This is a genomic window from Terrabacter sp. 01T434 (genome assembly GCF_056398545.1).
In genome coordinates, this window is record NZ_JBFTPP010000001.1 from 42,038 (window position 1) to 63,402 (window position 21,365).

Sequence of the window (21,365 nt, forward strand, 5' to 3'; positions counted from 1 at the left end):
CGCTCTCGCGTGAGCCCCTACCGCGCCGCAGCCCTTGCCGGGGTCAGGCGTCGGCGGTCTCGGGAGTCGGGGTTCCGGGAGCCGGGGTCTCGGCTCGGTCGGGCACCAGGCGGTAGCCGACGTTGCGGACCGTGCCGATGAGCGTCTCGTGGTCGGGACCGAGCTTGGCCCGCAGCCGCCGCACGTGGACGTCGACGGTGCGGGTGCCTCCGTAGTAGTCGTACCCCCAGACCTCCTGGAGCAGCTGGGCGCGGGTGAAGACCCGGCCCGGGTGCTGCGCGAGGTACTTGATGAGCTCGAACTCCTTGTAGGTCAGGTCGAGCGGGTGGCCCCGGAACTTCGCGGAGTAGGACGCCTCGTCGATGACGAGCTCGCCCGAGGTGATCGGCAGGTCGAGGCCGGCGTCGTCGTCCTGTCCCTTGGTCATGGCCAGACGCAGCCGCGCGTCGACCTCGGCGGGCCCGGCGGTGTCGAGCAGGACGTCGTCGAGCCCCCACTCGGACGTGAGGCCAGCGAGGCCGCCCTCGGTGAGGACGGCCAGCAGGGGAGTGCCGATCCCGGTCGTGCGCAGCACCCGGCACAGGGAGCGCGCGCTCGCCAGCTCCCGTCGCGCATCGACGACGACGACGTCGCAGTCGGGCGAGTCGACGAGGGCCGTCGCCTCGGCGGGCAGGACGCGCACCGTGTGGCTCAGCAGCCCGAGGGCAGGCAGCACCTCGGCGCTCGGGGCGAGCGCGTTGGTGAGCAGCAGCAGGCGGGCCATCTCATGCAGGATAGGCGAGACTGGTCACCTGCGAACCAGACCGCATCAACGATGAGACGGAGTGTGAGATGGCCCCGAGTGCACCCGAGCCGCGCACGGCCCCGTCGGCCGCACCGGCGCTCGCCGCTGCCGCGGACACCGCCGCTCCAGCCACGCCCACCGCGACCGTCACAGTGCGCTACTGGGCCGCGGCCCGGGCGGCGGCGGGCACCGACAGCGAGACGCGGACGGGTGCCAGCGTGGGCGAGGTCGTCGACGCGGCGGTCGCCGCACACCCGGAGCTCGCGCGCGTCGCCGCGGTGGCGACCTTCCTGCTCGACGGGCGCGCCGTGGGACGCGAGGAGCCGGTGCCCGACGGTGGCACGGTCGAGGTGCTGCCGCCCTTCGCCGGGGGCTGATGCACAATGGCCACCGTGCCTGAGGACAACGCGGCCCTGCGCGAGCCCGGCCCCGACCGCTCCCACGCCTCCGGTGCACCCGGGGCCGCCGGGTCGCTCCGGGAACCGCTCTCGCCCCTGGGCGCCGCGCGCATCCGCTGGGGCAGCATCGTCGCGACTCTCATGGCCGCGGTGGTCCTCCTCGTCGCGCAGGACTCCGGGTATGCCGCGACGCTGGGTGTGACGCTCGTGCTCGCCCTCGCGTTCGTCTGGGGGTGGCCTCGGCTCACCGGCTCGTGGACGCCGGTGGCGACGACCGTCGTGCTCGGTGTCGCCTCCGTGGCCATCGTGCTGAGCGCCCTGCGCGAGGACCTGCTGTGGGTGCCTGCCGCCGTGGCGTTCGGCATCGTCCTCGCGTTCGTCGGGCAGCTCGTCCGGCGGACGGGCCGCGAGGGCCTCGTCCTCACGCTGCTCTCGTCGTTCGGCGGGCTCGTCGTCATCGCCTCGGGCACGACGGCGGTCGTCGCCGCCGACACCCACCGCGGTCAGGCCGTTGCCGTCGTGGCCATGGCCGCGGTCGCGGCTGCCGTGGTCGCGGACCTCCTCTCCGGAGTCCGGGTCGCCGCGCCCCTCCTTGGCTTCGTCGCGCTCGTGGGCGGCATGCTCGCCGCGGTCGTCGCGTCACGCTTCGCCGGGGCCGGGGTGGGCACGCTCGAGGCGCTCGGCATCGGTGCCGCGGTCGGCGCGGTGTCGTGGTCGTTCCGGCGGGTCCTCGCGCTGGAGCCGGCCGTGCTGACGGTCCGCGGACAGGTCAGCGCCGGTGTCGGTTCGGTGCTCGTCGTCGGTGCCGTCGTGCACCTCTTCTCCGTCCTCACCTGACCACCCTCGAGCCCGACCCGCCCCACCCGGCGCTCCAACCGTCGAGAGGCCACGTCTGGCCGCCTGCCGCCCGTCGAGAGGCCACGTGTTGTCGCCTGCCGCCCGTCGAGAGGCCACGTGTTGTCGCCTGCCGCCCGTCGAGAGGCCACGTGTTGTCGCCTGCCGCCCGTCGAGAGGCCACGTGTTGTCGCCTGCCGCCAGTTGAGAGGCCACGGCTTTGGGAATGCTCAGTAGACGAGGGCCTGCGCGCCCTCGGCCATGACCTCCTCGACGAAGACCGCGGCCCCCTTGATGGCCGCACCGTCGACGAGCTGGTCCTCGGTCAGGTCCCGCCGTGCCGCGCACTGCGTGCAGACGGTGAGCCGGCCACCCGCGAGCACCGCGTCACGCAGCGGGGCGAGCGGGGCGGCATACGGCAGCTCGAACTCCTCAGCCCGTCCCGGAACGGCCATCCACGTCGACTCACCTGTCAGCCAGAGCGACACGGCGACGCCGCTGGCGACGGCCGTCGCGGCGACCGTGAAGGCCTGCGAGAGGCGCTCAGGGGCCTCGGTGCCGGCGGTGACCTTGACGACGAGCGAGCGTGCGGGGGCGTCCATGACATCAGGCTACGATCGGGCGCATGTTCAACCTCGACCAGGACATCCCCGAGCCGCTGCGACCCCTCGCCTGGCTCATCGGACGCTGGGAGGGTGCTGGGGTCGTGGGCTATCCCACGATCGAGTCCGCGCATTTCGGCCAGGAGGTCGAGGTCACCCACGACGGACGCGGCTTCCTCAAGTGGGAGAGCCGAGCCTGGATCCTCGACTCCGAGAACGGGGCCAAGGTGCGCCCGGCGGCGGTCGAGTCGGGGTTCTGGCGTCCGCTGGAAAACGGCGAGGTCGAGCTGCTGCTCGCGCACCCGACCGGCATCCTCGAGCTCTACTACGGCAAGATCGAGCCGGCAAAGATCCAGCTCAAGACCGATGGCGTCCTGCGCGCCCCGGGGGCGAAGGAGTACAACGCCGCGACCCGGATGTACGGCCTCGTCGACTCCAACCTGCTGTGGGTCATGGACATGGCCGCCGTCGGCCAGGAGCTCCAGAGCCACGTGTCGGCCACGCTCAAGCGCGTGGAATGAGGCGTGTGCCGTGAGCGTTCCACCGGGCATGAGCGACGTGGAGCTGCCGACCCCTTCGACGACGAGGAGCCCCCTGCTGTCCTGGCCGGGGGCTGTGGCGGGCGAGGGCCTCGAAGCAGGCGTCGCGCTGCACTACGGCGACCCGATGCGCGAGCAGCGCCTCCTCGAGGAGGGCCTCGCGGTCGTCGACCTCTCGCACCGCGACGTCGTGACGGTTACCGGACCCGACCGGCTCAGCTGGCTCCACTCGCTGACGACCCAGCACCTCCTCGGCCTCGAGCCGCGGCAGTCGCGGGAGGCCCTGATCCTGACTCCCAAGGGCCATGTCGAGCACTCGCTGCACCTCGTCGACGACGGCGACACGACGACGTGGATCACCACGGAACCGGGTGCCGGGCAGGCCCTGACCGACTGGCTCGACAAGATGCGCTTCATGCTGCGGGTCGAGGTCGCTCTCGTCACCGACGACTGGGCGGTACTCGGCGAGCCGCACGCCAGCGAGTCCGTCGAGGGTGAACCCCTGGCCTGGCGCGACCCGTGGCCCGGCCTCGTCGGCGACAGCGCGGCATACGGCCCCGTCGACGAGCACCCCGGCACCGAGCGGGCTTGGCGCGAGGTGATCGTGCCACGCGCCGATCTCGTTGCGGCAGTGGGCGATCGGCCGCTCGCCGGACTCTGGGCAGCCGAGGCGCTGCGTATTGCTGCGTGGCGTCCGCGCCTGGGCCTCGAGACCGACCATCGCACGATCGTCCAGGAGGTCGACTGGCTGCGCACGGCCGTGCACCTGCACAAGGGCTGCTACCGCGGTCAGGAGACCGTCGCCCGGGTGCACAACCTCGGCCGCCCGCCGCGGCGTCTCGTCTTCCTCCACCTCGACGGGTCGGGCCACGTCCTGCCGGCGCAGGGGAGCGAGGTCCGGGCCGGTGACCGCGTCGTCGGGCACGTGACCTCGGTCGCGCGCCACCACGTCGACGGCCCCATCGCCCTCGCGGTCATCAAGCGCAACACCGACCCGACCCTCGAGCTCCTCGTCGACGACCTCTCGGCCGCGCAGACAGTCATCGTCGCGCCCTGAGCGGACGCGGTCGCCGGCGCTGGCAGGATGAGCGCCATGAGCGCCATGAGCACGGCTCGCAGCGTCGCGAGCACCCTGATCACCGTCGCGCCGACCGGTGCCGAGACCGCCAAGTCGGACGTCCCGGCGTTGCCGACGACGCCGGAGGAGCTCGTCGAGACCGCCGTCGCGTGCGAGCGGGCGGGCGCCGCCCTCATCCACATCCACGTGCGCGACCGCGAGCACCAGCCGACGCTGGAGCCCGCCTTCCTCAAGGAGGCCGTCGACGGGGTGCGCGAGGCCACCGATCTCGTCGTCCAGCTCTCGACCGGCGGGGCCGTCACCGACCCGCTCGACAAGCGCCTCACCGTCCTCGACGCGGACCCCGACTCATGCTCTCTCACGTGCGGCACGACGAACTTCGGCGACGGCGTCTTCCTCAACCCGTGGGGCTTCATGGTCGATCTCTATCGCCAGGCGCAGGAGCGCGAGGTCGTGCCGGAGTTCGAGCTGTTCGAGCTCGGACACGTGCACGCCCTGCGCCGGCTCATCGACGAGTGCGGCCTGCCCTACGGGGGCAAGGTCCACGTCGACTTCGTCACCGGGGTGCCGGGCGCCATGCCGGGCACGCCTCAGGCCCTCCTCGCCGGGGTCGCGATGTTGCCGCCCGAGGTGACGAGCTGGTCGGCCACCGGCATCGGCCGCGCGCACCTGCCCATCGTCGCGGCGGCCCTCTCGGCCGGCGGTCACCTGCGCGTCGGCATGGAGGACAACCTCATGTATGCCAGGGGCCGGCCGGTCGAGCACAACCGCGAGCTCGTGGCCCGGGCCGCCGACCTCGCGACGGTGATGCAGCGGCCGCCGATGTCGACGACCGAGGCCCGCGAGGCGCTCGCGATCAAGGACCGCCGCACCCGCTGACCCGCGTTCCCGGAAGGCCGTGGAGTGGTGTGGGACGTCTCACGCTGCCCAGAGTTTGCATTCTGCTTGCTCTAGTTAGCACAATGGAGGCATGAGCAAGCTTCCGCTTCCCGACCTCGGGGCCTACTTGCGCGAACAGCGCGAGAGCGCCCAGCTGTCGCTGCGTCAGCTCGCTGAGATGGCCGGTGTCTCCAACCCCTACCTGTCGCAGATCGAGCGTGGCCTCAAGCGGCCCAGCGCCGAGATCCTGCAGCAGATCGCCAAGGGCTTGCAGGTGTCGGCCGAGTCGCTCTACGTCCGGGCCGGCATCCTCGACGAGCGGGTCACCGACAGTGACCCTGCCGCCGCCCCCGACGTCCTCTCCGCCATCGCCGCCGACCCGGTCCTCAGCGACCGGCAGCGCGCGGTGCTCGTCGACATCTACCTGTCGTTCGTCGGCACCGACGGGACGGCAGCCGCCACGGCACCGCGCACTCCACGCCCCCCGCGCACCACGCATACGCCCGCTGGTGCACCGCGCCGGCGCCCGTCGCGCAGCACGACCGCTGCTGCGGCCCCCGAGCTCAACGAGAAGGAGAACTGAGATGGCACTCACCAAGAAGATCACCCAGGCCGTCAAGGACGCCCAGAAGCAGGCCGAGGCGGCCGTCGCCGACGTGCGCGGACAGCTCGTCCAGGTCGAGGGCCGCATGCCCGACGTCCAAGTCGACCCGACGCCGTTCTACGCCGTCGTCGGCGCCGCGAACATCGCGATCGACACGGTCCGCACCGCAGGCGAGCAGCTCGAGGTCGCCCGCCGACAGGCCAAGGGCGCCGACCTGCGCAAGGGTGCCAAGAAGGAGGCGAACCAGCTGCAGAACGACCTCCAGAAGCGCATCGCCGACCTCCAGAGCCGCACCACCGAGCTCCAGAAGCTCGCGACGACGTATGCCGAGCGCTTCGTCACGCAGGCGCAGGACCTCCCGGCCCGCGTCCTCAACGAGGGCCTCGTCATCGCGAGCAACGCCAAGGACCAGTACGACGCCGCCGCAGCCCGCGGCGAGAAGGTCGTCACCGATCTGCGCGCCCAGGGCGAGCGCACCGCGTTCGACCTCAGCGAGCGCGGCACCGCCACGGTGACCCGTGGTCGTCGCGTCGCCGAGACCGCCGTCACCGAGGGCGAGAAGGTCGCGAAGACCCTCATGGACGTCGTCGCCAAGGATGCCTCGAAGGTCGGCTCGCAGGTCGGGTCCTCGGTCGACGCCGTCGAGTCCGCGGCCGCTCCGGTCCCCGCCGTGCGCACCGCCGCGCACCAGCAGGCGATCCGTAGCTCGGCAGCGCAGAAGGCCGCCGCCACGCGCAAGGACAACGAGGTCGAGGCCAGGACGACCCGCAAGGTCGCCGCTCGCAGCTCGGCCACGACGGACGACCCCAACGCCACGGTCGCCCGCAAGGCCGCGCCGGCCAAGAGGGCCGTGAGGAAGACGGCCTCGAAGACGGCCGCCAAGACGACGGCTGCCACCAAGAGCGCTGCCAAGACCGCCGCCAAGAAGTCCGCGCCGGCGAAGAGGGCCGCGAAGAGCTCGACGAGCACGACCAGCACGACGACCGCGACGAGCTGAGCCTCGCGCCGGCACTCAGCTGGACCGCAGGGCCGTCACCCCACCCGGGGTGGCGGCCCTGCCGCGCCGCTCCGGCATACTGCGGGTCGTGTCCGATCACCGCGCCCCGTCACCCGTCACCGCGTCCACGTCAGTCAGCGCGGCGCTCGCCGCCGCCCCGATCGTCGCGCACGTGGTGCGCGCCGGTTTCGTCGAGTCGGTCCACCACGGCACCGCCGTCGTCACCGCTCCCGACGGCTCGGTCGAGCTCGAGATCGGCGACTCGAGCGGACCCGTCTTCCCCCGCAGCTCGAGCAAGCCGCTGCAGGCGCTCGCGATGGTGCGCAGCGGCCTGGCCACTGACGGGCGCCTCCTGTCGCTCGCATGCGCGAGCCACTCGGGCGAGGACTTCCACGTCGAGGCGGCTCGCGAGATCCTCGCCGGCGCGGGCCTGACCGAGACCGACCTGCAGAACACCCCCGACTACCCCTACGACGACGCGGCGCGGATCGGGTGGATCGCGAGCGGTCGGCCCAAGCAGTCCATCGTGCAGAACTGCTCCGGCAAGCACGCCTCGATGCTCGCCACGTGCGTCGTCAACGGGTGGGACCTCGCGACCTACCGCGACCCGGCCCACCCGCTCCAGGTGGCCATCGCCGACACCGTGCGTGAGCTCACCGGCGCCGAGCCGAGCGCTGTCGCCGTCGACGGCTGCGGCGCCCCGATCCATGCCGTGCCGCTACGCGCGCTGGCCCTCTCGTTCGGCCGTCTGGCCGCCGCCACGGACGGGCCCGAGGCCAAGATCGCGACGGCCATCCGCGCCTTCCCCGAGTATCTCGGCGGCACGCACCGCGACGTCACCGCGCTGATCCGGGGCGTCGACGGGCTCGTCGCCAAGGACGGCGCCGAGGCGGTCTACGCCGTGGGCCTGCCCGATGGTCGTGGCGTCGCGGTCAAGGTCGCCGACGGCACCTCGCGTGCCCGCAGCGTCCTGCTCGCCGCCGTGCTGCGCCGCATCGGCGTGGGCAGCGACGACATCCTCGAGGTCCTCGAGCACCAGCCGGTCCTCGGTCACGGACAGCCCGTCGGCTCCGTCGTCGCCGTCGGCGTCTGAGCCACGCGTGAGGGCGGTGCTGCAGCGCGTCACGAGCGCCCGGGTCGAAGTCGAGGGTGAGGTCGTCGGTGCCATCGACCGCCCCGGCCTGCTCGCGCTGGTGGGGGTCACGCACGACGACGGCCCGGACCAGGTGGAGCGGATGGCGCGCAAGATCGCCGAGCTGCGGATCCTGCGCGACGAGCAGAGCCTGACCGACGCCGGGGCGCCCGTCCTCGTCGTCAGCCAGTTCACGCTCTACGCCGACACCCGCAAGGGGCGTCGACCTTCCTGGAGCGCGGCCGCTCCGGGCCCGGTGGCCGAGCCGCTCGTCACGGACCTCGTGGCCGCGCTCCGGGCGCGGGGGATCGAGGTCGAGCAGGGCCGGTTCGGCGCGATGATGCAGGTCTCGCTCGTCAACGACGGCCCGGTCACGCTCGTCGTCGACGCCTGAACCCGTCGAGTCCGGTCGCCGGTTGGAGGCGGTTCTGACCGCGCGCCGGGTTACGCTGCTCGCATGCAGCTCTACGCGGGATACCAGAGCCTCGTCACCCTCGTCATCGGGGTGGTGGCCCTCGGCTGCGAGATCTTTGCCTTCGTCGACGCCGTGCGTCACCCGGAGAACGCCTACGTGGCCGCCAGCAAGCGCACCAAGCGGTTCTGGCTCCTGATCACCGGGGCGGCGCTGCTCCTCGGCTCCATCTCGGTCTTCAACCCGATCGGGCTGCTCGGTCTGGCCAGCTTCATGGGTGCCGCCGTCTACCTCGCCGACGTCCGCCCCGCGCTGCGCCAGGTTCGAGGCCTCGGGGGCCGGGGCCGCTCGAACAGCGGCTGGTAGGACCCACCGGACACCGCCTGGCCCACCATCGTGGCCGGATGCGGCACACTGGGCTCTCACCGACGATGGGGGACCCCATGACCGACCAGCACCGCGCTGGTGCCACCGTTTCGGCCGTGGCGCCGGGCCAGGGGCCCGCGCACTCGCCCGACGACTACGAGGTCAGCGACCGCAACCCTGCCCAGGACATCTTCGTGGCGGAGCGCCCCTGGGGGCAGTTCCAGCAGTTCGTCTCCAACGAGCAGGTCACCGTCAAGATCATCACCGTGCAGCCCGGCCACCGGCTCTCGCTGCAGCGCCACGACCACCGCGGCGAGATGTGGCAGGTCCTCGACGTGCCGATCGACGTCACGGTGGGCGACCGCACGTGGAGCGCCCAGCCGGGCGAGACGGTCTGGGTGCCGCGCAACTCGATCCACCGCATGGGCAACCCCGGGAGCCGCCCGGGGCGCCTGCTCGAGGTCGGCTTCGGCCACTTCGACGAGGCCGACATCGAGCGCCTCGAGGACGACTACACCCGCTGACAGCGGGAACCAGCGCCTTTCGCACCACGCACGAACGGCAGGTATGCCGCCCGCCCCGCCGGGCGGCATACCTGCGTTCAGCGCTGGAGGGGAGCCACGGCCGACCAGTCGACGGTGAGCTCGCCGAGTCGCCACCGGGACGGTCCGTCGAGCAGCGGCCAGCGCTCCCGGAGCTCGGAGAGGGCGGCCAGGAAGCGCTGGCGAGCACCCCATGACGACTGCGGTGCGTGTCGAGCCCATGCCCGGTCGAGGTCGGCGAGGAAGGCGTGGATCGGCTCGCCCGGGACGTTGCGGTGGATGAGCACCTTCGGGAGCCGCTCGGCCACGTCGGAGGGCCGATCGAGGCCGCCCATCCGCAGCGAGATCGTCAGGCTGACCGGCCCGCGGGCGTCGACCGCGACCCACGCCGCGCGGCGACCGATCTCGTCGCAGGTCCCGTCGACGAGCAGGCCGTCGGGGGCCAGTCGCTCCTGCACGAGGGCCCAGGCGGCCGGCACCTCGTCCTCGGCGTACTGGCGCAGCACGTTGAACGCGCGCACGACCATGGGCCGGGCACCCGCCTCCAGCGGGATCTCGAAGCCGCCGAGCCGGAAGCTGAGGCCGTCGCGCTCCAGTGGCTTGCCGGCCGCGACCCGCGCCGGGTCGATCTCGATGCCGACGACCCGGACGTCGGGCCGCACCCGCCGCAGCCGGTCGTGCAGCTCGACGGCGGTGGTGGGCGACGCGCCGTAACCGAGGTCGACGACGACGGGCGAGGCGGGGCTGCGCCGGAGCCGCCACGCCTGCGGTCCCGCGATCCACCGGTCGCACCGTCGCAGACGGTTCGGGTTCGTCGTCCCCCGAGTCACCGTGCCGACGGGTCGCTGATGGGGAGGCACGTCCGCAGGCTACGCGTGGCGCCCCGTTCGAGGTATTCCACGGTCACCGGCGACGGCGGAATACCTCGAACGGGGGGTGTGGTTGAGACAAGGAACGAGCAGGCCGAGCAGGTCTTGCAGGACGAAGGGATGCCGATGGCGGTCGAGCCGCGACGAGTCGCGATGATCAGCGTCCACACCTCGCCCCTGGAGCAGCCCGGCACCGGTGACGCGGGCGGGCTCAACGTCTACGTCGCCGAGACGGCGAAGGAGCTCGCGGCGCGCGGCGTCGAGGTCGACATCTTCACCCGTCGCACGACCGGTGAGACGCCCGTCGAGGCGGACCTCGTCCCCGGAGTTCGGGTGCGGCATGTGACCGCGGGCCCGTACGAGGGGTTGGCCAAGGAGGAGCTCCCGGGCCAGCTCTGTGCCTTCTCGGCCGGCATCATGCAAGCCGGGCTCTCGGTCCCCGAGGACCACTACGACCTCGTCCACTCGCACTACTGGCTCTCGGGTCAAGTCGGCTGGCTCGCCGCCGACCGGTGGCGCGTCGCGCTCGTGCACACGATGCACACCATGGCCCGCGTCAAGAACCTCCACCTCGCCGAGGGCGACCCGCCCGAGCCGCGGGGCCGCGAGATCGGCGAGGTCCAGGTCGTCGACGCCGCCGACCGGCTCATCGCCAACACCGACGACGAGGCCCGCGAGCTCATCGAGCTGTATGCCGCCCCGCCTGCCAAGGTGTCCGTCGTCCCTCCGGGGGTCGACCTGTCGACGTTCACGCCCGGCGACCGGGCGGAGGCGCGTCGGTCCCTCGGTCTGCCCGTCGAGGGCGAGCTGCTCCTCTTCGTCGGTCGGATCCAGCCGCTCAAGGCCCCCGACGTCCTGCTCCGGGTCGCCGGTGAGCTGCTGCAGCGCGACCCGGGACGACGCCGGCGCCTGACGGTCGCCGTCCTCGGCGGACCGAGCGGCAGCGGGCTCACGCGGCCCCACGAGCTCGAGGAGCTGGCGCGCTTCCTCGGCATCGACGACGTCGTCCGCTTCGTGCCGCCGGTCGACCGTCCGGTCCTCGCGCAGTGGTACCGCGCCGCGGACCTCGTCGTCGTACCGAGCCACTCGGAGTCCTTCGGCCTCGTCGCCATCGAGGCGCAGGCATGCGGCACCCCCGTCGTGGCCGCCCGCGTCGGGGGCCTGCCCACTGCGGTCGGTGACGCGGGCGTCCTCGTCGACGGGCACGCCACCGCCGACTGGACGGACGCCGTCGAGTCGCTGCTGCGAGATACCCCGCGTCGGCTGGCGCTGGGCTCGGCGGCCGTCGCCCACGCCGCGCAGTTCGGTTGGGGCGCGACCACGGACCGGCTCCTCGAGGTCTACCGTCAGGCCATGCGAGAGCGCGCCCACGGCACCAACGAGTCGCCGATCGACGAGGGCCAGAGCCTCGTCGGCGTCCCCACCGCGGTGATCCCGTGACCGCCGAGCTGCAGGACACCACGCCGGCCGACGACTCACCGCGCGCGCAGGCGGAGGCCCGCCTCACGGCATACCTCGGCTCGGTCGGTCTCGACTGGGAGCTCGGCGGACGCGTGGGGGAGTACGTCGTGACCCTGCCGGGGGAGAAGAAGCTCAAGACCGTCGTCTCGGTGCTCGTGCGTGACCGGACGACAAGCGTCAGCGCGTTCGTCATCCGCAACCCGGACGAGAACCACGAGGCCTTCTACCGCACCCTGCTGCGCAAGAACCTGCGGCTGCAGGGGCTCGCCTACGCCATCGACACCGACGGCGACGTCTACCTCCGCGGCGAGATCCCGACCGTCGCAGTGGATGCCGACCACCTGGATCAGGTCTTCGGCATCGTGCTGTCCGCGAGCGACGACGTCTTCAACGAGCTGCTCGCGCTCGGCTTCCTCGGGTCGATGCGGAAGGAGTGGGCCTGGCGGGTCTCGCGCGGGGAGTCCACGCGCAACCTCGACGCCTTCCGACACCTGCTGGACGACGGGTCGGACGCCTGATCGGCCGTCGCTAGGCTGGCGCCATGACCTACACGCTCGTCCTCGTCCGTCACGGCGAAAGCGACTGGAACGCCAAGAACCTCTTCACCGGCTGGGTCGACGTCGACCTCACCGACAAGGGCCGCGCCGAGGGCGTGAGCGCCGGCGAGCAGCTCAAGGAGGCCGGGATCCTTCCCGACATCGTGCACACGTCCCTGCTGCGCCGGGCCATCACGACCGCGAACCTCTCGCTCGACGCGGCTGACCGGCACTGGATCCCGGTCAAGCGCGACTGGCGCCTCAACGAGCGCCACTACGGCGCGCTGCAGGGCAAGGACAAGAAGCAGACCCTCGAGCAGTTCGGCGAGGAGCAGTTCATGCTGTGGCGCCGCTCCTACGACGTGCCGCCGCCGCCCATCGACGCGGACGACGAGTTCTCGCAGCACGGCGACCCCCGCTACCGCGGGCTCGGCGCCGCGATGCCGGCCACCGAGTGCCTCAAGGACGTCGTCGCGCGCCTCATGCCCTACTGGGAGAACGAGATCCAGACCGACCTCGCCGACGGCCTGACCGTCATGGTCGCCGCCCACGGCAACTCGCTCCGCGCCCTGGTCAAGACGCTCGACGGCATCTCCGACGAGGACATCGCCGGCCTCAACATCCCGACGGGTATGCCGCTCGTCTACGAGCTGGACGATGAGTTCCGTCCGGTGACCCGGGGTGGGCGCTACCTCGACCCCGAGGCCGCCCGCGCCGCGGCAGAGGCCGTCGCGAACCAGGGCCGCTGACCCGCCCGCGGTTCCCGTCGGCTCCCCACCCGTCGAAAGGCCACGTGTGGCCGCTTGACCACAGTCGAAAGGCCACTTCTCACGGCGAGGAGTGGCCTTTCGACTGTCACGAGGCGGCCACACGTGGCCTCTCGACGGTTGAAGGGGAGGGGGAGGGGAGAGGGGGAGGGGGATCAGACGGGGGTGGTGGGGGTGGTGCCGCGCTCGATCTCGGCGATGACGTCGGCGTCCTCGTCGTCCTCGTGGTCGAAGCTGACCTCCGAGTCGTACTCGCCCGTGACGAGGTAGACGACGCGGCGGGCCACGGACACGGCGTGGTCCGCGAACCGCTCGTAGTAGCGGCCGACGAGGGTCAGGTCGAGGATCGAGCTGCGCGACCACGACGTGTTCTCGTCGAGCAGCGCCGCGAAGAGCTCGCGGTGGAGGTCGTCCATCGCGTCGTCGTCCTTCTCGAGCGCGATGGCCGCGGCGACGTCCTTGCTCGCGATGATCGACCCGCACTTGGCGACGATCGCCTCGGCGACCTGGCCCATCTGGAGGATGTGGGAGCGCAGCTCCGGCGGCACCGCGGACTCGGGCGTGCGCAGCCGGGCCACCTTGGCGACGTGCCGGGCGAGGTCGCCCATCCGCTCCAGGTCCGAGCTCATGTGCATCGCCGTGACGACGATGCGCAGGTCGGTCGCGACAGGCTGCTGGCGCGCGAGCAGGTCGATCGACAGCTCGTCGAGCTCGATGCGGATGTCGTCGAGCTTGCGGTCGGCCTCGATGACCGACTCCGCGAGATGGACGTCGGCGTCGAGCAGAGCGGTCGTGGCGCGGGAGATGGCCGATCCTGCCAGCCGGGTCAGCTCGACGAGCTGGTCCGAGATCGTGTCGAGGTCCTCGTGGAACTGGTCGCGCATGGTCTTCCTGTCAGTTGCCGGTCGTGCGTCGTCGTCCGTGCTCGTGCCGCCTCGCCGCGTGCCGCCCGTGTCACGGTCGATGGCACGAGGGCCAGCCTGCCACTCCGCGACGCGCGCGGAACGGCATACGAGCGGGGTGTCACGTCCCCGCTGGTGCAGAGGCTCGCAGGGCTGCGTGAATGCGTGGGTACGCCGAGGTGAACAGTGGGTTCGCGATCCGCGTGACCGGAGCGCGTGTGGTCAGAGCCTCGCGGACGGATGCGTACGCTGAGTGTCGTGGATCCGACAACCGCGGCAACGCTCGGTGGCATCGCCGGCCTCGCCCTCGGCGGCGTGGCGATGGTCGCCGTGCGACTGTCGGACCGATCGACGGCGGCGGAGCAGGCCGTTCCCGCCGACCCGCCGCTGCCCCCCGGCGTCGGCGAGGTCATTGCGGTCCTGCGCTCGAGCGGCATCCTCGTCGACTCCTCGGACCGGGTCGTCAACAACTCACCCGCGGCCGTCGCGCAGGGACTCGTGCGCGGCCAGGAGCTCGTGCACCCCGAGCTGCTCCACCTGGCCCGTGCCGTGCGCCGCGACGGGATCATCCGCGAGGCCGAGCTGACCCTGCAGAAGGGCCTCGGGGACGGCCGCCTCGTCGTGGCCGCCCGCGTCGCGCCCCTCGGCGCCGACCACGTGCTGCTGCTCGTCGAGGACCGATCCAAGGCGGCCCGCGTCGAGGAGATCCGGCGTGACTTCCTCGCCAACGTCAGCCACGAGCTGAAGACCCCCGTCGGCGGCATCTCGCTGCTCGCCGAGGCCGTGCTCGACGCGCACGACGACCCCGAGGCGGTCGCGCGCTTCGCCAAGCGGATCAGCGTCGAGTCCGACCGGCTGACCCGTCTGGTCAAGGAGATCGTCGAGCTGTCCCGCCTCCAGGGCGCCGACGTCGTCAAGGACCCGACGCTCATCGACGTCGGCGCGTGCGCCCGCGACGCCGCCGACCGCAGCCGCCTCATCGCCGACGAGCACCGCATCGAGCTCGTCACGGCGATCGACGAGGGCTGCGAGTTGTGGGGCGACGCCGACCTCGTGACGACCGCCATCAGCAACCTCATCGGCAATGCCATCGCCTACTCCGACAGCGGCACGCGCGTCGGCGTCATGGTGCGCCGCGGCCGCGCCGGCGTCATCGACGTCTCCGTCACCGACCAGGGTCTCGGCATCGCGCCCGACGAGCAGCAACGCATCTTCGAGCGCTTCTACCGCGTCGACACGGCGCGCTCGCGTGCGACCGGTGGCACCGGCCTCGGCCTCGCGATCGTCAAGCACGTGGCCGACAACCACGGTGGCAACGTGTCGGTCTGGTCCGAGCCCGGGCGCGGGTCGACCTTCACCATCGAGCTGCCCGCCGCCCACGCCCCCAGAGCGATCGAGCCCGCCGAGCCCCACGTGCCGAGCACGTATGCCGCCCTGCCGCGCGACGCCGGCGCCGCCCCCTCCGTGAGCGCCTGAGCGCCTGAGCCCGACCGACCCCAGCTGAGCAACCCGCCAGCCCCACGCTGGCCGACCCCGAGAGGCCCCGTCTTGAGCCGCATTCTCATCGTCGAGGACGAGGTGTCGTTCTCCGACCCGCTGTCCTACCTGCTGAAGAAGGAGGGCTACGACGTCGCCGTGGCCGAGACCGGGCCGGACGGTCTGGCCGAGTTCGACAAGAACGGCGCCGACCTCGTCCTGCTCGACCTCATGCTGCCGGGTCTCTCCGGCATCGACGTGTGCCGCGCGCTGCGTCAGCGCTCGTCGGTGCCGGTCATCATGCTGACCGCCAAGGACAGTGAGATCGACAAGGTCGTCGGCCTCGAGATCGGCGCCGACGACTACGTCACCAAGCCCTACTCGAGCCGCGAGCTGCTCGCTCGCGTCAAGGCCGTGCTGCGCCGTCTCGCCGAGCCGGAGGACCTGCTCCCGTCGACGCTCGAGTCGGGACCGGTGCGGATGGATGTCGAGCGCCACACCGTCAGCGTGCAGGGCCGGTCGGTGTCCCTGCCGCTCAAGGAGTTCGAGCTGCTCGAGATACTGCTCCGCAACTCCGGTCGCGTCCTGACCCGCATGCAGCTCATCGACCGCGTGTGGGGCAGCGACTACGTGGGGGACACGAAGACGCTCGACGTCCACGTCAAACGCCTTCGAGCCAAGATCGAACCCGACCCGGCGAACCCGGTCCACATCGCCACCGTGCGCGGCCTCGGCTACAAGTTCGAGGCCAGCTGAGCCGAACGGCCTCGACGCCGACGACGTGGGGCGCGCTCACGGCATACGTCATCGGCGGCCACCACACCCACGAACGAACGATGACCGGCCCTCCCCGCGGGGTGGACCGGTCATCGTGGCGTCGCGGGTCAGCTGCCGGTGGGCGCCGGGGTGACCGTGGAGTAGTAGTTCTGCGGGGTCAGCACCGGAGCCTTGACGACGGCAGTACCGCCGGTGCTCGACGTGACGACCAGCGGCTGGAGACCCCCGGGCTTGGTCGTGACGGCGCTCAGCTGCAGGCCCTTCGTGGCGAGGTTGACCTGCTCGTGCGGACGCAGCTGCACCTCGGAACCGGAGGGTGGCGTCGTCGCGTTGGGGTCGGGCTGCGCGGCGATCTGGACCGTCATGTCCTGCTCGCCGAGGTTGGTCGCCGACCCGGAGACGACGACGGTGCCGGTGCCGTCACCGACGAGCACGAGGTCACGCAGCGCGAGGTGGCCCACGTCGGCCTGGACGCCGTCGGCGGGGAGGTAGGCGACGTTCGTCTGGACGGGGGAGTTGACCTGGCACCCGGTCGTGGCGAGGGCGAGGGCCACTCCGGCGAGAACCGTCGACACTCTGCGGGTGGACGGGCGACGCGCGGGGGCCGGGGCGTGGATTCGACGGTTCACGGGCGACAGCCTACCGGCGGGCGCGCCGAGGGGCCGGGGTACCCGCCGCGGCGGCGTGGACGGCGTTGTGGCGGGCTCCGGTCGGGCTCGGACGAGGCTGCTGTCACGCCGACCGGTGCGGCTGCTGATGCATGCCAGTACGGGTTCTGTCAAGACGTCAACTGTCGGCTTCTGCTCCTCGACTATGGCTCTGACCTGCGACGATGCGGGTTCCTGAGATCGCGATGTGCCTTGATGCGTGATATTCTGGAGGTCGCGAAAGGGGAAAACAGCAGATGGTTTTCAAGGTCGGCGAGACGGTCGTGTACCCCCACCACGGGGCTGCACTGATCGAAGAGATCAACACACGAACGATCAAGGGAGAGGACAAGCTCTACCTGAAGCTCAAGGTCGCTCAGGGTGACCTGACGATCGAGGTCCCCGCCGAGAACTGCGACCTCGTGGGTGTCCGCGACGTCGTGGGCCAGGAGGGTCTGGACCGGGTGTTCGAGGTCCTGCGCACCCCGCACACCGAGGAGCCGACCAACTGGTCGCGCCGCTACAAGGCGAACCTCGAGAAGCTCGCGTCGGGCGACGTCATCAAGGTCGCCGAGGTCGTTCGTGACCTGTGGCGTCGTGATCAGGACCGTGGTCTGTCGGCCGGCGAGAAGCGCATGCTCGCCAAGGCCCGCCAGATCCTCGTCTCCGAGCTCGCGCTCGCGGAGAAGACCAACGAGGAGAAGGCTGAGACCATCCTCGACGAGGTCCTCGCTTCCTGATTCGAGCGAGATCCTGAACAACGAGACCGGAGCCGGTCGCGTCGGCGTCATCGTCGTCGCGGGCGGCTCCGGTTCGCGTCTGGGGGCCGGTGTCCCCAAGGCGTTCGTGCCCCTCGCCGGGGTGCCCCTGCTGGGGCACGCCCTGCGGGGGGTTCTCTCGTGCGCCGCAGTGTCCGAGGTCGTCGTCGTGGCTCCCGCCGCCCACCGGGGTGACGCCGAGGCCCTGGCCGAGGGCGTATGCCGTGAGCTCAAGTCGGCCGCGCCCGTGACCGTCGTCGTGGGCGGGGCCGAGCGAGGCGACTCCGTCGCAGCCGGTCTCGGCGTGCTCGGCGACGACGTCGAGATCGTCCTCGTCCACGACGCGGCCCGGTGCCTGACGCCCGTCGACGTCTTCGACCGCGTCGTGGCTGCCGTGGCGGCCGGAGCCGTGGCGGTCGTGCCGGGCGCTGCCGTCGTCGACACCATCAAGCAGGTCGACGAGGACGGCTTCGTCGTGAGCACGCCCGAGCGTGCGGCCCTGCGCGCGGTGCAGACGCCCCAGGGCTTCCGGCGCGACGTGCTGGAGCGGGCGCACGCCGTCTCGAGCGAGGCGACCGACGACGCGGGTCTCGTCGAGCGTCTCGGCGAGCGGGTCCTCGTCGTCGAGGGCGATCCGCGGGCCCTCAAGGTGACCACCCCGGACGACCTCGACGCCGCCGCCCGTCTCCTCACCGCCACCTGACCCACACCGCACCCTCGCCCCCACCCCCGTTCGATGTATTCGCGCGGGCTCTGGACCGCGCGAATACATCGAACCGGCAGCGCCTATTGTCGGCAGCGTGACCGATGCGACGACCCCCGCCCAGTCCCGACCCCTGGCCCTGATCACCGGTGGCGGCACCGGCATCGGGGCGGCCATCGCGAGGCGCCTGGCGCGCGACGGGTTCGACGTGGTCGTCGCCGGTCGCCGCCGCGAGAAGCTCGACGAGGTCGTCGCCGACATCGAGGAGTCCGGCGGCTCGGCCCGGGCGCTCGTCATGGACGTCACCGACCCGGAGTCGGTGCGGACGGGCGTCGGTTCACTGGCGCGGTGCGACGTCGTCGTCAACAACGCGGGTGGCGCAATCGGCGTGACGCGGGTCGAGGACGGGGACCCTGCGGAGTGGGAGCGGATGTACGCGACGAACGTCGTCGGCACGCTGCGGGTCACACAGGCCGCGCTGCCGCTGCTGCGTCGGTCGGCGCGCGCGACGATCGTCGACATCAGCTCCATCGCCGGTGAGCGGGTCTACGAGGGCGGCGGCGGCTACGTCGCGGCCAAGCACGGCACGTCCGTCGTCTCCGAGACCCTGCGGCTCGAGCTCAACGGCGAGAACATCCGGGTCGTCGACATCCGGCCCGGCATGGTGCACACCGAAGAGTTCTCGCTGACGCGACTGCACGGCGACCGGGCCGCCGCCGACAAGGTCTACGACGGGGTCGACCGTCCGCTCGTGGCCGACGACGTCGCGGAGTGCGTCGGCTTCGTCGTCGGTCTGCCGCAGCACGTCAACATCGACACCATGGTCATCAAGCCCGTGGCCCAGGCCGCCCCGCACAAGCTCCACCGGGGCCCGATCGACTGGAGGGACGCCCGGTGACGGCCTTCCCCCTGGTCGGCGTCGGGGTGGACGTCCACGCCTACGCAGCGGACGGGTCGGACCGCGAGCTCTGGGTGGCGGGGCTGTTCTGGCCGGGGGAGCGCGGTCTCGACGGGCACTCCGACGCGGACGTCGCCGCCCACGCCGCCTGCGACGCGATCTTCTCGGCCGCGGGCATCGGTGACCTCGGTGCGCACTTCGGCACGTCGCGTCCCGAGCTCGAGGGAGCCTCGGGAGTCACGCTGCTCGCCGAGGCGGCTCGGCTCGTGCGCGAGGCCGGCTTCGAGATCGGCAACATCGCCGTCCAGGTGATCGGCAACCGACCGAAGGTCGGCACGCGACGCGCCGAGGCCGAGGCTGCCCTGTCCGAGGCCGCGGGCGCCCCGGTGTCGGTGAGCGGCACGACGACGGACGGCCTCGGACTGACCGGTCGTGGTGAGGGCGTCGCCGCCATCGCGACGTCGCTCGTCTTCCCCGCCGGGAGCTGATGACCACCCGGAAGTCGAGTGCTCAGTTTCCTGCCGTCGGGAAGTGGGCACTCGACGGGAGGGGTGGGGCATCCGGGCCGAGGCCCGCGGTGGCAGGGTGGACCCGGGACCGCCGGACCACGGCCACCGATCACGAGGAGTAGTCATGCCGCAGACCGTCAAGGGTGTCATCAGCCGCAGCAAGGGGGCCGACGTCGAGGTCGTCGACATCGTCGTGCCCGACCCCGGACCCGGCGAGGCCGTCGTCAAGATCGAGACGTGCGGCGTGTGCCACACCGATCTGCACTACCGCGAGGGCGGCATCAACGACGACTACCCGTTCCTGCTCGGGCACGAGGCGGCCGGCTACGTCGAGGCCGTGGGCGAGGGGGTCACCGACGTGGCTCCCGGCGACTTCGTCATCCTCAACTGGCGCGCCGTCTGCGGCCAGTGCCGCGCGTGCGCCAAAGGCAAGCCGTGGTACTGCTTCAACACCCACAACGCGACGCAGAAGATGACGCTGACCGACGGCACCGAGCTGACACCGGCGCTCGGGATCGGCGCCTTCATCGAGAAGACCCTCGTCGCCGCCGGCCAGTGCACCAAGGTCCCCGAGGCCGACGCCGCCGCGGTCGGCCTCCTCGGCTGCGGCGTCATGGCCGGCTTCGGCGCGGCCGTCAACACCGGCGGCGTGACCCGTGGCGACTCGGTCGCCGTCATCGGCTGCGGCGGCGTCGGCAACGCCGCGATCGCCGGCGCCCAGGTGGCGGGGGCGACGACGATCATCGCCGTCGACGTCAGCGACGCCAAGCTCGAGCAGGCGAAGCACTTCGGCGCGACGCACACGGTCAACAGCAAGGACACCGACGCGGTCGAGGCGATCCGCGGCCTGACCGGCGGCAACGGAGCCGACGTCGTCGTCGAGGCGGTCGGGCGCCCCGAGACCTACGAGCAGGCGTTCTACGCCCGCGACCTCGCCGGCACGGTCGTCCTCGTCGGCGTCCCCACGCCCGACCAGCAGGTGACGCTGCCGATGATCGACATCTTCGGCCGTGGCGGCGCGCTCAAGTCGAGCTGGTACGGCGACTGCCTCCCGAGCCGCGACTTCCCGATGCTCGTCGAGCTCTACAAGCAGGGCCGCTTCGACCTCGACGCCTTCGTCAGCGAGCGGATCGGCCTCGGTGACATCGAGGCCGCGTTCGAGAAGATGCACGCGGGCGAGGTGCTGCGATCGGTGGTCGAGCTGTGAGCGGCGACGAGGCCGACGTGTCCCAGGCCTCCGGCGGCGGCGTCCGCATCGAGCACACCACCACCGAGGGCACGTTCAGCCTCGACGGCGGGACCTGGGAGGTCGAGAACAACGTCTGGGTCGTCGGGGACGACAAGGAGTGCGTCGTCATCGACGCCCCGCACGACGCTGCGCCGATCCTCGACCTCGTCGGCGACCGGCGCCTCACGCACGTGCTGCTGACGCACGCGCACGACGACCACGTCACCGTCGTGCCCGAGCTCCTCGAGGCCCACCCGGACGCAGTCGTGGCGCTGCACCCGGACGACCGGGTGCTGTGGGACCGGACCCACCCCGACCTGGCCCCGACGCGCGACCTCGCCGACGGCGACGTCGTGCCGGTGGGCGACGTCGAGCTGACGGTGCTGCACACCCCCGGGCACGCGCCGGGCGCCTGCTGCTTCTACGCCGCCGACCTCGGCGTCGTCTTCACCGGCGACACGCTCTTCTCGGGCGGCCCGGGAGCGACGGGCCGGTCGTTCTCCGACTTCCCGACCATCGTCGAGTCCATCACGGAACAGCTGCTCTCGCTGCCGCCGGAGACCGTGGTCCTCACCGGCCACGGCGACTCGACGACGATCGGCGACGAGTCCCCGGACGTCGAGGAGTGGGTCCGCCGCGGCCACTGAGCGCCCAGCGAGGGTGCAGC

At 71.9% G+C, this 21,365-nt stretch carries 27 protein-coding genes; 22 read left to right on the forward strand and 5 right to left on the reverse strand.

The genetic code is table 11. The features are described 5' to 3' along the window. Window positions 1-43: 43 nt before the first annotated feature. Window positions 44-763: a response regulator transcription factor gene (locus AC1DIW_RS00205; protein WP_442280462.1), complete on the reverse strand. Its 720-nt coding sequence runs from the start codon at window positions 761-763 to the stop codon at window positions 44-46. A gap of 68 nt (window positions 764-831) precedes the next feature. Between AC1DIW_RS00205 and AC1DIW_RS00210 the strand changes: the two genes are divergently transcribed. Together AC1DIW_RS00210 and AC1DIW_RS00215 are read left to right on the forward strand one after the other, a co-directional pair. Next, window positions 832-1,161 carry a MoaD/ThiS family protein gene (locus tag AC1DIW_RS00210; protein WP_478106051.1) on the forward strand — a complete coding sequence of 110 codons (330 nt, stop codon included), beginning with the start codon at window positions 832-834 and terminating at the stop codon, window positions 1,159-1,161. A 6-nt stretch (window positions 1,162-1,167) separates the two neighbouring features. After that, on the forward strand, window positions 1,168-2,019 hold the full coding sequence (locus tag AC1DIW_RS00215) for a hypothetical protein (RefSeq protein ID WP_478106052.1): 852 nt from the start codon (window positions 1,168-1,170) through the stop codon (window positions 2,017-2,019). 227 nt (window positions 2,020-2,246) lie between these two features. Here AC1DIW_RS00215 and AC1DIW_RS00220 read toward each other — a convergent pair whose 3' ends face one another. Further along, window positions 2,247-2,618: a DsrE family protein gene (locus tag AC1DIW_RS00220; protein ID WP_478106053.1), complete on the reverse strand. Its 372-nt coding sequence runs from the start codon at window positions 2,616-2,618 to the stop codon at window positions 2,247-2,249. Between the two features lie 23 nt (window positions 2,619-2,641). Here AC1DIW_RS00220 and AC1DIW_RS00225 point away from each other — a divergent pair, with 23 nt between their 5' ends. From AC1DIW_RS00225 to AC1DIW_RS00265, 9 genes are all read left to right on the forward strand, one after another. Next, window positions 2,642-3,139, forward strand: a complete 498-nt coding sequence (locus AC1DIW_RS00225; protein ID WP_442280466.1) for a heme-binding beta-barrel domain-containing protein — start codon at window positions 2,642-2,644, stop codon at window positions 3,137-3,139. A gap of 28 nt (window positions 3,140-3,167) precedes the next feature. Then, window positions 3,168-4,214 (forward strand): CAF17-like 4Fe-4S cluster assembly/insertion protein YgfZ, encoded by a 1,047-nt coding sequence (ygfZ, locus tag AC1DIW_RS00230; protein ID WP_478106696.1) that lies wholly within the window; start codon window positions 3,168-3,170, stop codon window positions 4,212-4,214. 36 nt (window positions 4,215-4,250) lie between these two features. Further along, window positions 4,251-5,114: a beta-keto acid cleavage family enzyme gene (locus tag AC1DIW_RS00235; protein ID WP_442280467.1), complete on the forward strand. Its 864-nt coding sequence runs from the start codon at window positions 4,251-4,253 to the stop codon at window positions 5,112-5,114. A 91-nt stretch (window positions 5,115-5,205) separates the two neighbouring features. Then, on the forward strand, window positions 5,206-5,697 hold the full coding sequence (locus tag AC1DIW_RS00240; protein ID WP_478106054.1) for a helix-turn-helix domain-containing protein: 492 nt from the start codon (window positions 5,206-5,208) through the stop codon (window positions 5,695-5,697). A 1-nt stretch (window position 5,698) separates the two neighbouring features. Further along, the gene (locus AC1DIW_RS00245; RefSeq protein ID WP_478106055.1) at window positions 5,699-6,715 is read left to right on the forward strand and encodes a hypothetical protein; all 1,017 of its coding nucleotides are present in this window, start codon (window positions 5,699-5,701) and stop codon (window positions 6,713-6,715) included. 88 nt (window positions 6,716-6,803) lie between these two features. After that, window positions 6,804-7,808 carry an asparaginase gene (locus AC1DIW_RS00250; protein WP_478106056.1) on the forward strand — a complete coding sequence of 335 codons (1,005 nt, stop codon included), beginning with the start codon at window positions 6,804-6,806 and terminating at the stop codon, window positions 7,806-7,808. Between the two features lie 7 nt (window positions 7,809-7,815). After that, entirely contained in the window at window positions 7,816-8,241 is a 426-nt protein-coding gene (gene dtd / locus AC1DIW_RS00255; RefSeq protein ID WP_442280471.1) for a D-aminoacyl-tRNA deacylase, read from the forward strand. A gap of 63 nt (window positions 8,242-8,304) precedes the next feature. Next, entirely contained in the window at window positions 8,305-8,625 is a 321-nt protein-coding gene (locus tag AC1DIW_RS00260; RefSeq protein WP_478106057.1) for a DUF2516 family protein, read from the forward strand. A 77-nt stretch (window positions 8,626-8,702) separates the two neighbouring features. Beyond that, window positions 8,703-9,149 carry a phosphomannose isomerase type II C-terminal cupin domain gene (locus AC1DIW_RS00265; protein WP_478106058.1) on the forward strand — a complete coding sequence of 149 codons (447 nt, stop codon included), beginning with the start codon at window positions 8,703-8,705 and terminating at the stop codon, window positions 9,147-9,149. A gap of 77 nt (window positions 9,150-9,226) precedes the next feature. Here AC1DIW_RS00265 and AC1DIW_RS00270 read toward each other — a convergent pair whose 3' ends face one another. After that, window positions 9,227-10,027 carry a class I SAM-dependent methyltransferase gene (locus tag AC1DIW_RS00270; protein WP_478106059.1) on the reverse strand — a complete coding sequence of 267 codons (801 nt, stop codon included), beginning with the start codon at window positions 10,025-10,027 and terminating at the stop codon, window positions 9,227-9,229. 129 nt (window positions 10,028-10,156) lie between these two features. On the opposite strand from AC1DIW_RS00270, the gene mshA reads away from it, so the two are divergent. From mshA to AC1DIW_RS00285, 3 genes are read left to right on the forward strand one after another with little or no spacing between them, the layout of a single operon-like run. After that, a complete protein-coding gene (gene mshA, locus AC1DIW_RS00275) occupies window positions 10,157-11,476 on the forward strand; it encodes a D-inositol-3-phosphate glycosyltransferase (RefSeq protein WP_478106697.1) in 1,320 nt (439 codons plus the stop codon). Continuing rightward, complete coding sequence (locus tag AC1DIW_RS00280; RefSeq protein WP_478106060.1) at window positions 11,473-12,015, forward strand: YbjN domain-containing protein; 543 nt, start codon at window positions 11,473-11,475, stop codon at window positions 12,013-12,015. Before mshA ends, AC1DIW_RS00280 begins: the two co-directional genes overlap by 4 nt. Window positions 12,016-12,038: 23 nt before the next feature. After that, window positions 12,039-12,782 carry a phosphoglyceromutase gene (locus AC1DIW_RS00285; protein ID WP_478106061.1) on the forward strand — a complete coding sequence of 248 codons (744 nt, stop codon included), beginning with the start codon at window positions 12,039-12,041 and terminating at the stop codon, window positions 12,780-12,782. A gap of 173 nt (window positions 12,783-12,955) precedes the next feature. On the opposite strand, the gene phoU is transcribed toward AC1DIW_RS00285, so the two are convergent. Beyond that, window positions 12,956-13,684, reverse strand: coding sequence for a phosphate signaling complex protein PhoU (gene phoU / locus AC1DIW_RS00290; RefSeq protein WP_442281377.1), 729 nt, complete (start codon window positions 13,682-13,684; stop codon window positions 12,956-12,958). A gap of 276 nt (window positions 13,685-13,960) precedes the next feature. Between phoU and AC1DIW_RS00295 the strand changes: the two genes are divergently transcribed. Beyond that, the gene (locus tag AC1DIW_RS00295; RefSeq protein ID WP_478106062.1) at window positions 13,961-15,178 is read left to right on the forward strand and encodes a sensor histidine kinase; all 1,218 of its coding nucleotides are present in this window, start codon (window positions 13,961-13,963) and stop codon (window positions 15,176-15,178) included. A gap of 72 nt (window positions 15,179-15,250) precedes the next feature. Beyond that, the gene (locus tag AC1DIW_RS00300) at window positions 15,251-15,934 is read left to right on the forward strand and encodes a response regulator transcription factor (RefSeq protein WP_478106063.1); all 684 of its coding nucleotides are present in this window, start codon (window positions 15,251-15,253) and stop codon (window positions 15,932-15,934) included. 128 nt (window positions 15,935-16,062) lie between these two features. Here the strand turns inward: AC1DIW_RS00300 and AC1DIW_RS00305 are convergent, their stop codons facing one another. Next, on the reverse strand, window positions 16,063-16,584 hold the full coding sequence (locus tag AC1DIW_RS00305) for a hypothetical protein (protein ID WP_478106064.1): 522 nt from the start codon (window positions 16,582-16,584) through the stop codon (window positions 16,063-16,065). 275 nt (window positions 16,585-16,859) lie between these two features. Between AC1DIW_RS00305 and AC1DIW_RS00310 the strand changes: the two genes are divergently transcribed. The 6 genes from AC1DIW_RS00310 to AC1DIW_RS00335 all read left to right on the forward strand — a co-directional run bounded on the left by AC1DIW_RS00310 (window position 16,860) and on the right by AC1DIW_RS00335 (window position 21,345). After that, window positions 16,860-17,342: a CarD family transcriptional regulator gene (locus AC1DIW_RS00310; RefSeq protein WP_142176769.1), complete on the forward strand. Its 483-nt coding sequence runs from the start codon at window positions 16,860-16,862 to the stop codon at window positions 17,340-17,342. Between the two features lie 49 nt (window positions 17,343-17,391). After that, window positions 17,392-18,063 (forward strand): 2-C-methyl-D-erythritol 4-phosphate cytidylyltransferase, encoded by a 672-nt coding sequence (gene ispD / locus AC1DIW_RS00315; protein WP_478106698.1) that lies wholly within the window; start codon window positions 17,392-17,394, stop codon window positions 18,061-18,063. Window positions 18,064-18,160: 97 nt separating this feature from the next. Continuing rightward, window positions 18,161-18,961 (forward strand): SDR family oxidoreductase, encoded by an 801-nt coding sequence (locus tag AC1DIW_RS00320; RefSeq protein WP_478106065.1) that lies wholly within the window; start codon window positions 18,161-18,163, stop codon window positions 18,959-18,961. Beyond that, entirely contained in the window at window positions 18,958-19,449 is a 492-nt protein-coding gene (gene ispF / locus AC1DIW_RS00325; protein ID WP_478106066.1) for a 2-C-methyl-D-erythritol 2,4-cyclodiphosphate synthase, read from the forward strand. The genes AC1DIW_RS00320 and ispF overlap by 4 nt, the downstream gene beginning before the upstream one ends. Before the next feature lie 145 nt (window positions 19,450-19,594). Beyond that, window positions 19,595-20,677 carry an S-(hydroxymethyl)mycothiol dehydrogenase gene (locus tag AC1DIW_RS00330; RefSeq protein WP_478106067.1) on the forward strand — a complete coding sequence of 361 codons (1,083 nt, stop codon included), beginning with the start codon at window positions 19,595-19,597 and terminating at the stop codon, window positions 20,675-20,677. A 17-nt stretch (window positions 20,678-20,694) separates the two neighbouring features. Beyond that, window positions 20,695-21,345 carry an MBL fold metallo-hydrolase gene (locus tag AC1DIW_RS00335; RefSeq protein ID WP_478106068.1) on the forward strand — a complete coding sequence of 217 codons (651 nt, stop codon included), beginning with the start codon at window positions 20,695-20,697 and terminating at the stop codon, window positions 21,343-21,345. Window positions 21,346-21,365: the final 20 nt, after the last annotated feature.

What these genes read in the sequence shown, in the direction of transcription:
- mshA (WP_478106697.1), top strand. Translation starts at nt 10,157, where the DNA reads ATGCCGATGGCGGTCGAGCCGCGACGAGTCGCGATGATCAGCGTCCAC.
- AC1DIW_RS00330 (WP_478106067.1), top strand. Translation starts at nt 19,595, where the DNA reads ATGCCGCAGACCGTCAAGGGTGTCATCAGCCGCAGCAAGGGGGCCGAC.
- AC1DIW_RS00235 (WP_442280467.1), top strand. Translation starts at nt 4,251, where the DNA reads ATGAGCGCCATGAGCACGGCTCGCAGCGTCGCGAGCACCCTGATCACC.
- ygfZ (WP_478106696.1), top strand. Translation starts at nt 3,168, where the DNA reads ATGAGCGACGTGGAGCTGCCGACCCCTTCGACGACGAGGAGCCCCCTG.
- AC1DIW_RS00240 (WP_478106054.1), top strand. Translation starts at nt 5,206, where the DNA reads ATGAGCAAGCTTCCGCTTCCCGACCTCGGGGCCTACTTGCGCGAACAG.
- AC1DIW_RS00285 (WP_478106061.1), top strand. Translation starts at nt 12,039, where the DNA reads ATGACCTACACGCTCGTCCTCGTCCGTCACGGCGAAAGCGACTGGAAC.
- AC1DIW_RS00245 (WP_478106055.1), top strand. Translation starts at nt 5,699, where the DNA reads ATGGCACTCACCAAGAAGATCACCCAGGCCGTCAAGGACGCCCAGAAG.
- AC1DIW_RS00205 (WP_442280462.1), bottom strand. Translation starts at nt 763, where the DNA reads ATGGCCCGCCTGCTGCTGCTCACCAACGCGCTCGCCCCGAGCGCCGAG.
- AC1DIW_RS00215 (WP_478106052.1), top strand. Translation starts at nt 1,168, where the DNA reads ATGGCCACCGTGCCTGAGGACAACGCGGCCCTGCGCGAGCCCGGCCCC.
- AC1DIW_RS00225 (WP_442280466.1), top strand. Translation starts at nt 2,642, where the DNA reads ATGTTCAACCTCGACCAGGACATCCCCGAGCCGCTGCGACCCCTCGCC.
- AC1DIW_RS00210 (WP_478106051.1), top strand. Translation starts at nt 832, where the DNA reads ATGGCCCCGAGTGCACCCGAGCCGCGCACGGCCCCGTCGGCCGCACCG.
- AC1DIW_RS00260 (WP_478106057.1), top strand. Translation starts at nt 8,305, where the DNA reads ATGCAGCTCTACGCGGGATACCAGAGCCTCGTCACCCTCGTCATCGGG.
- AC1DIW_RS00220 (WP_478106053.1), bottom strand. Translation starts at nt 2,618, where the DNA reads ATGGACGCCCCCGCACGCTCGCTCGTCGTCAAGGTCACCGCCGGCACC.
- phoU (WP_442281377.1), bottom strand. Translation starts at nt 13,684, where the DNA reads ATGCGCGACCAGTTCCACGAGGACCTCGACACGATCTCGGACCAGCTC.
- AC1DIW_RS00310 (WP_142176769.1), top strand. Translation starts at nt 16,860, where the DNA reads ATGGTTTTCAAGGTCGGCGAGACGGTCGTGTACCCCCACCACGGGGCT.
- AC1DIW_RS00265 (WP_478106058.1), top strand. Translation starts at nt 8,703, where the DNA reads ATGACCGACCAGCACCGCGCTGGTGCCACCGTTTCGGCCGTGGCGCCG.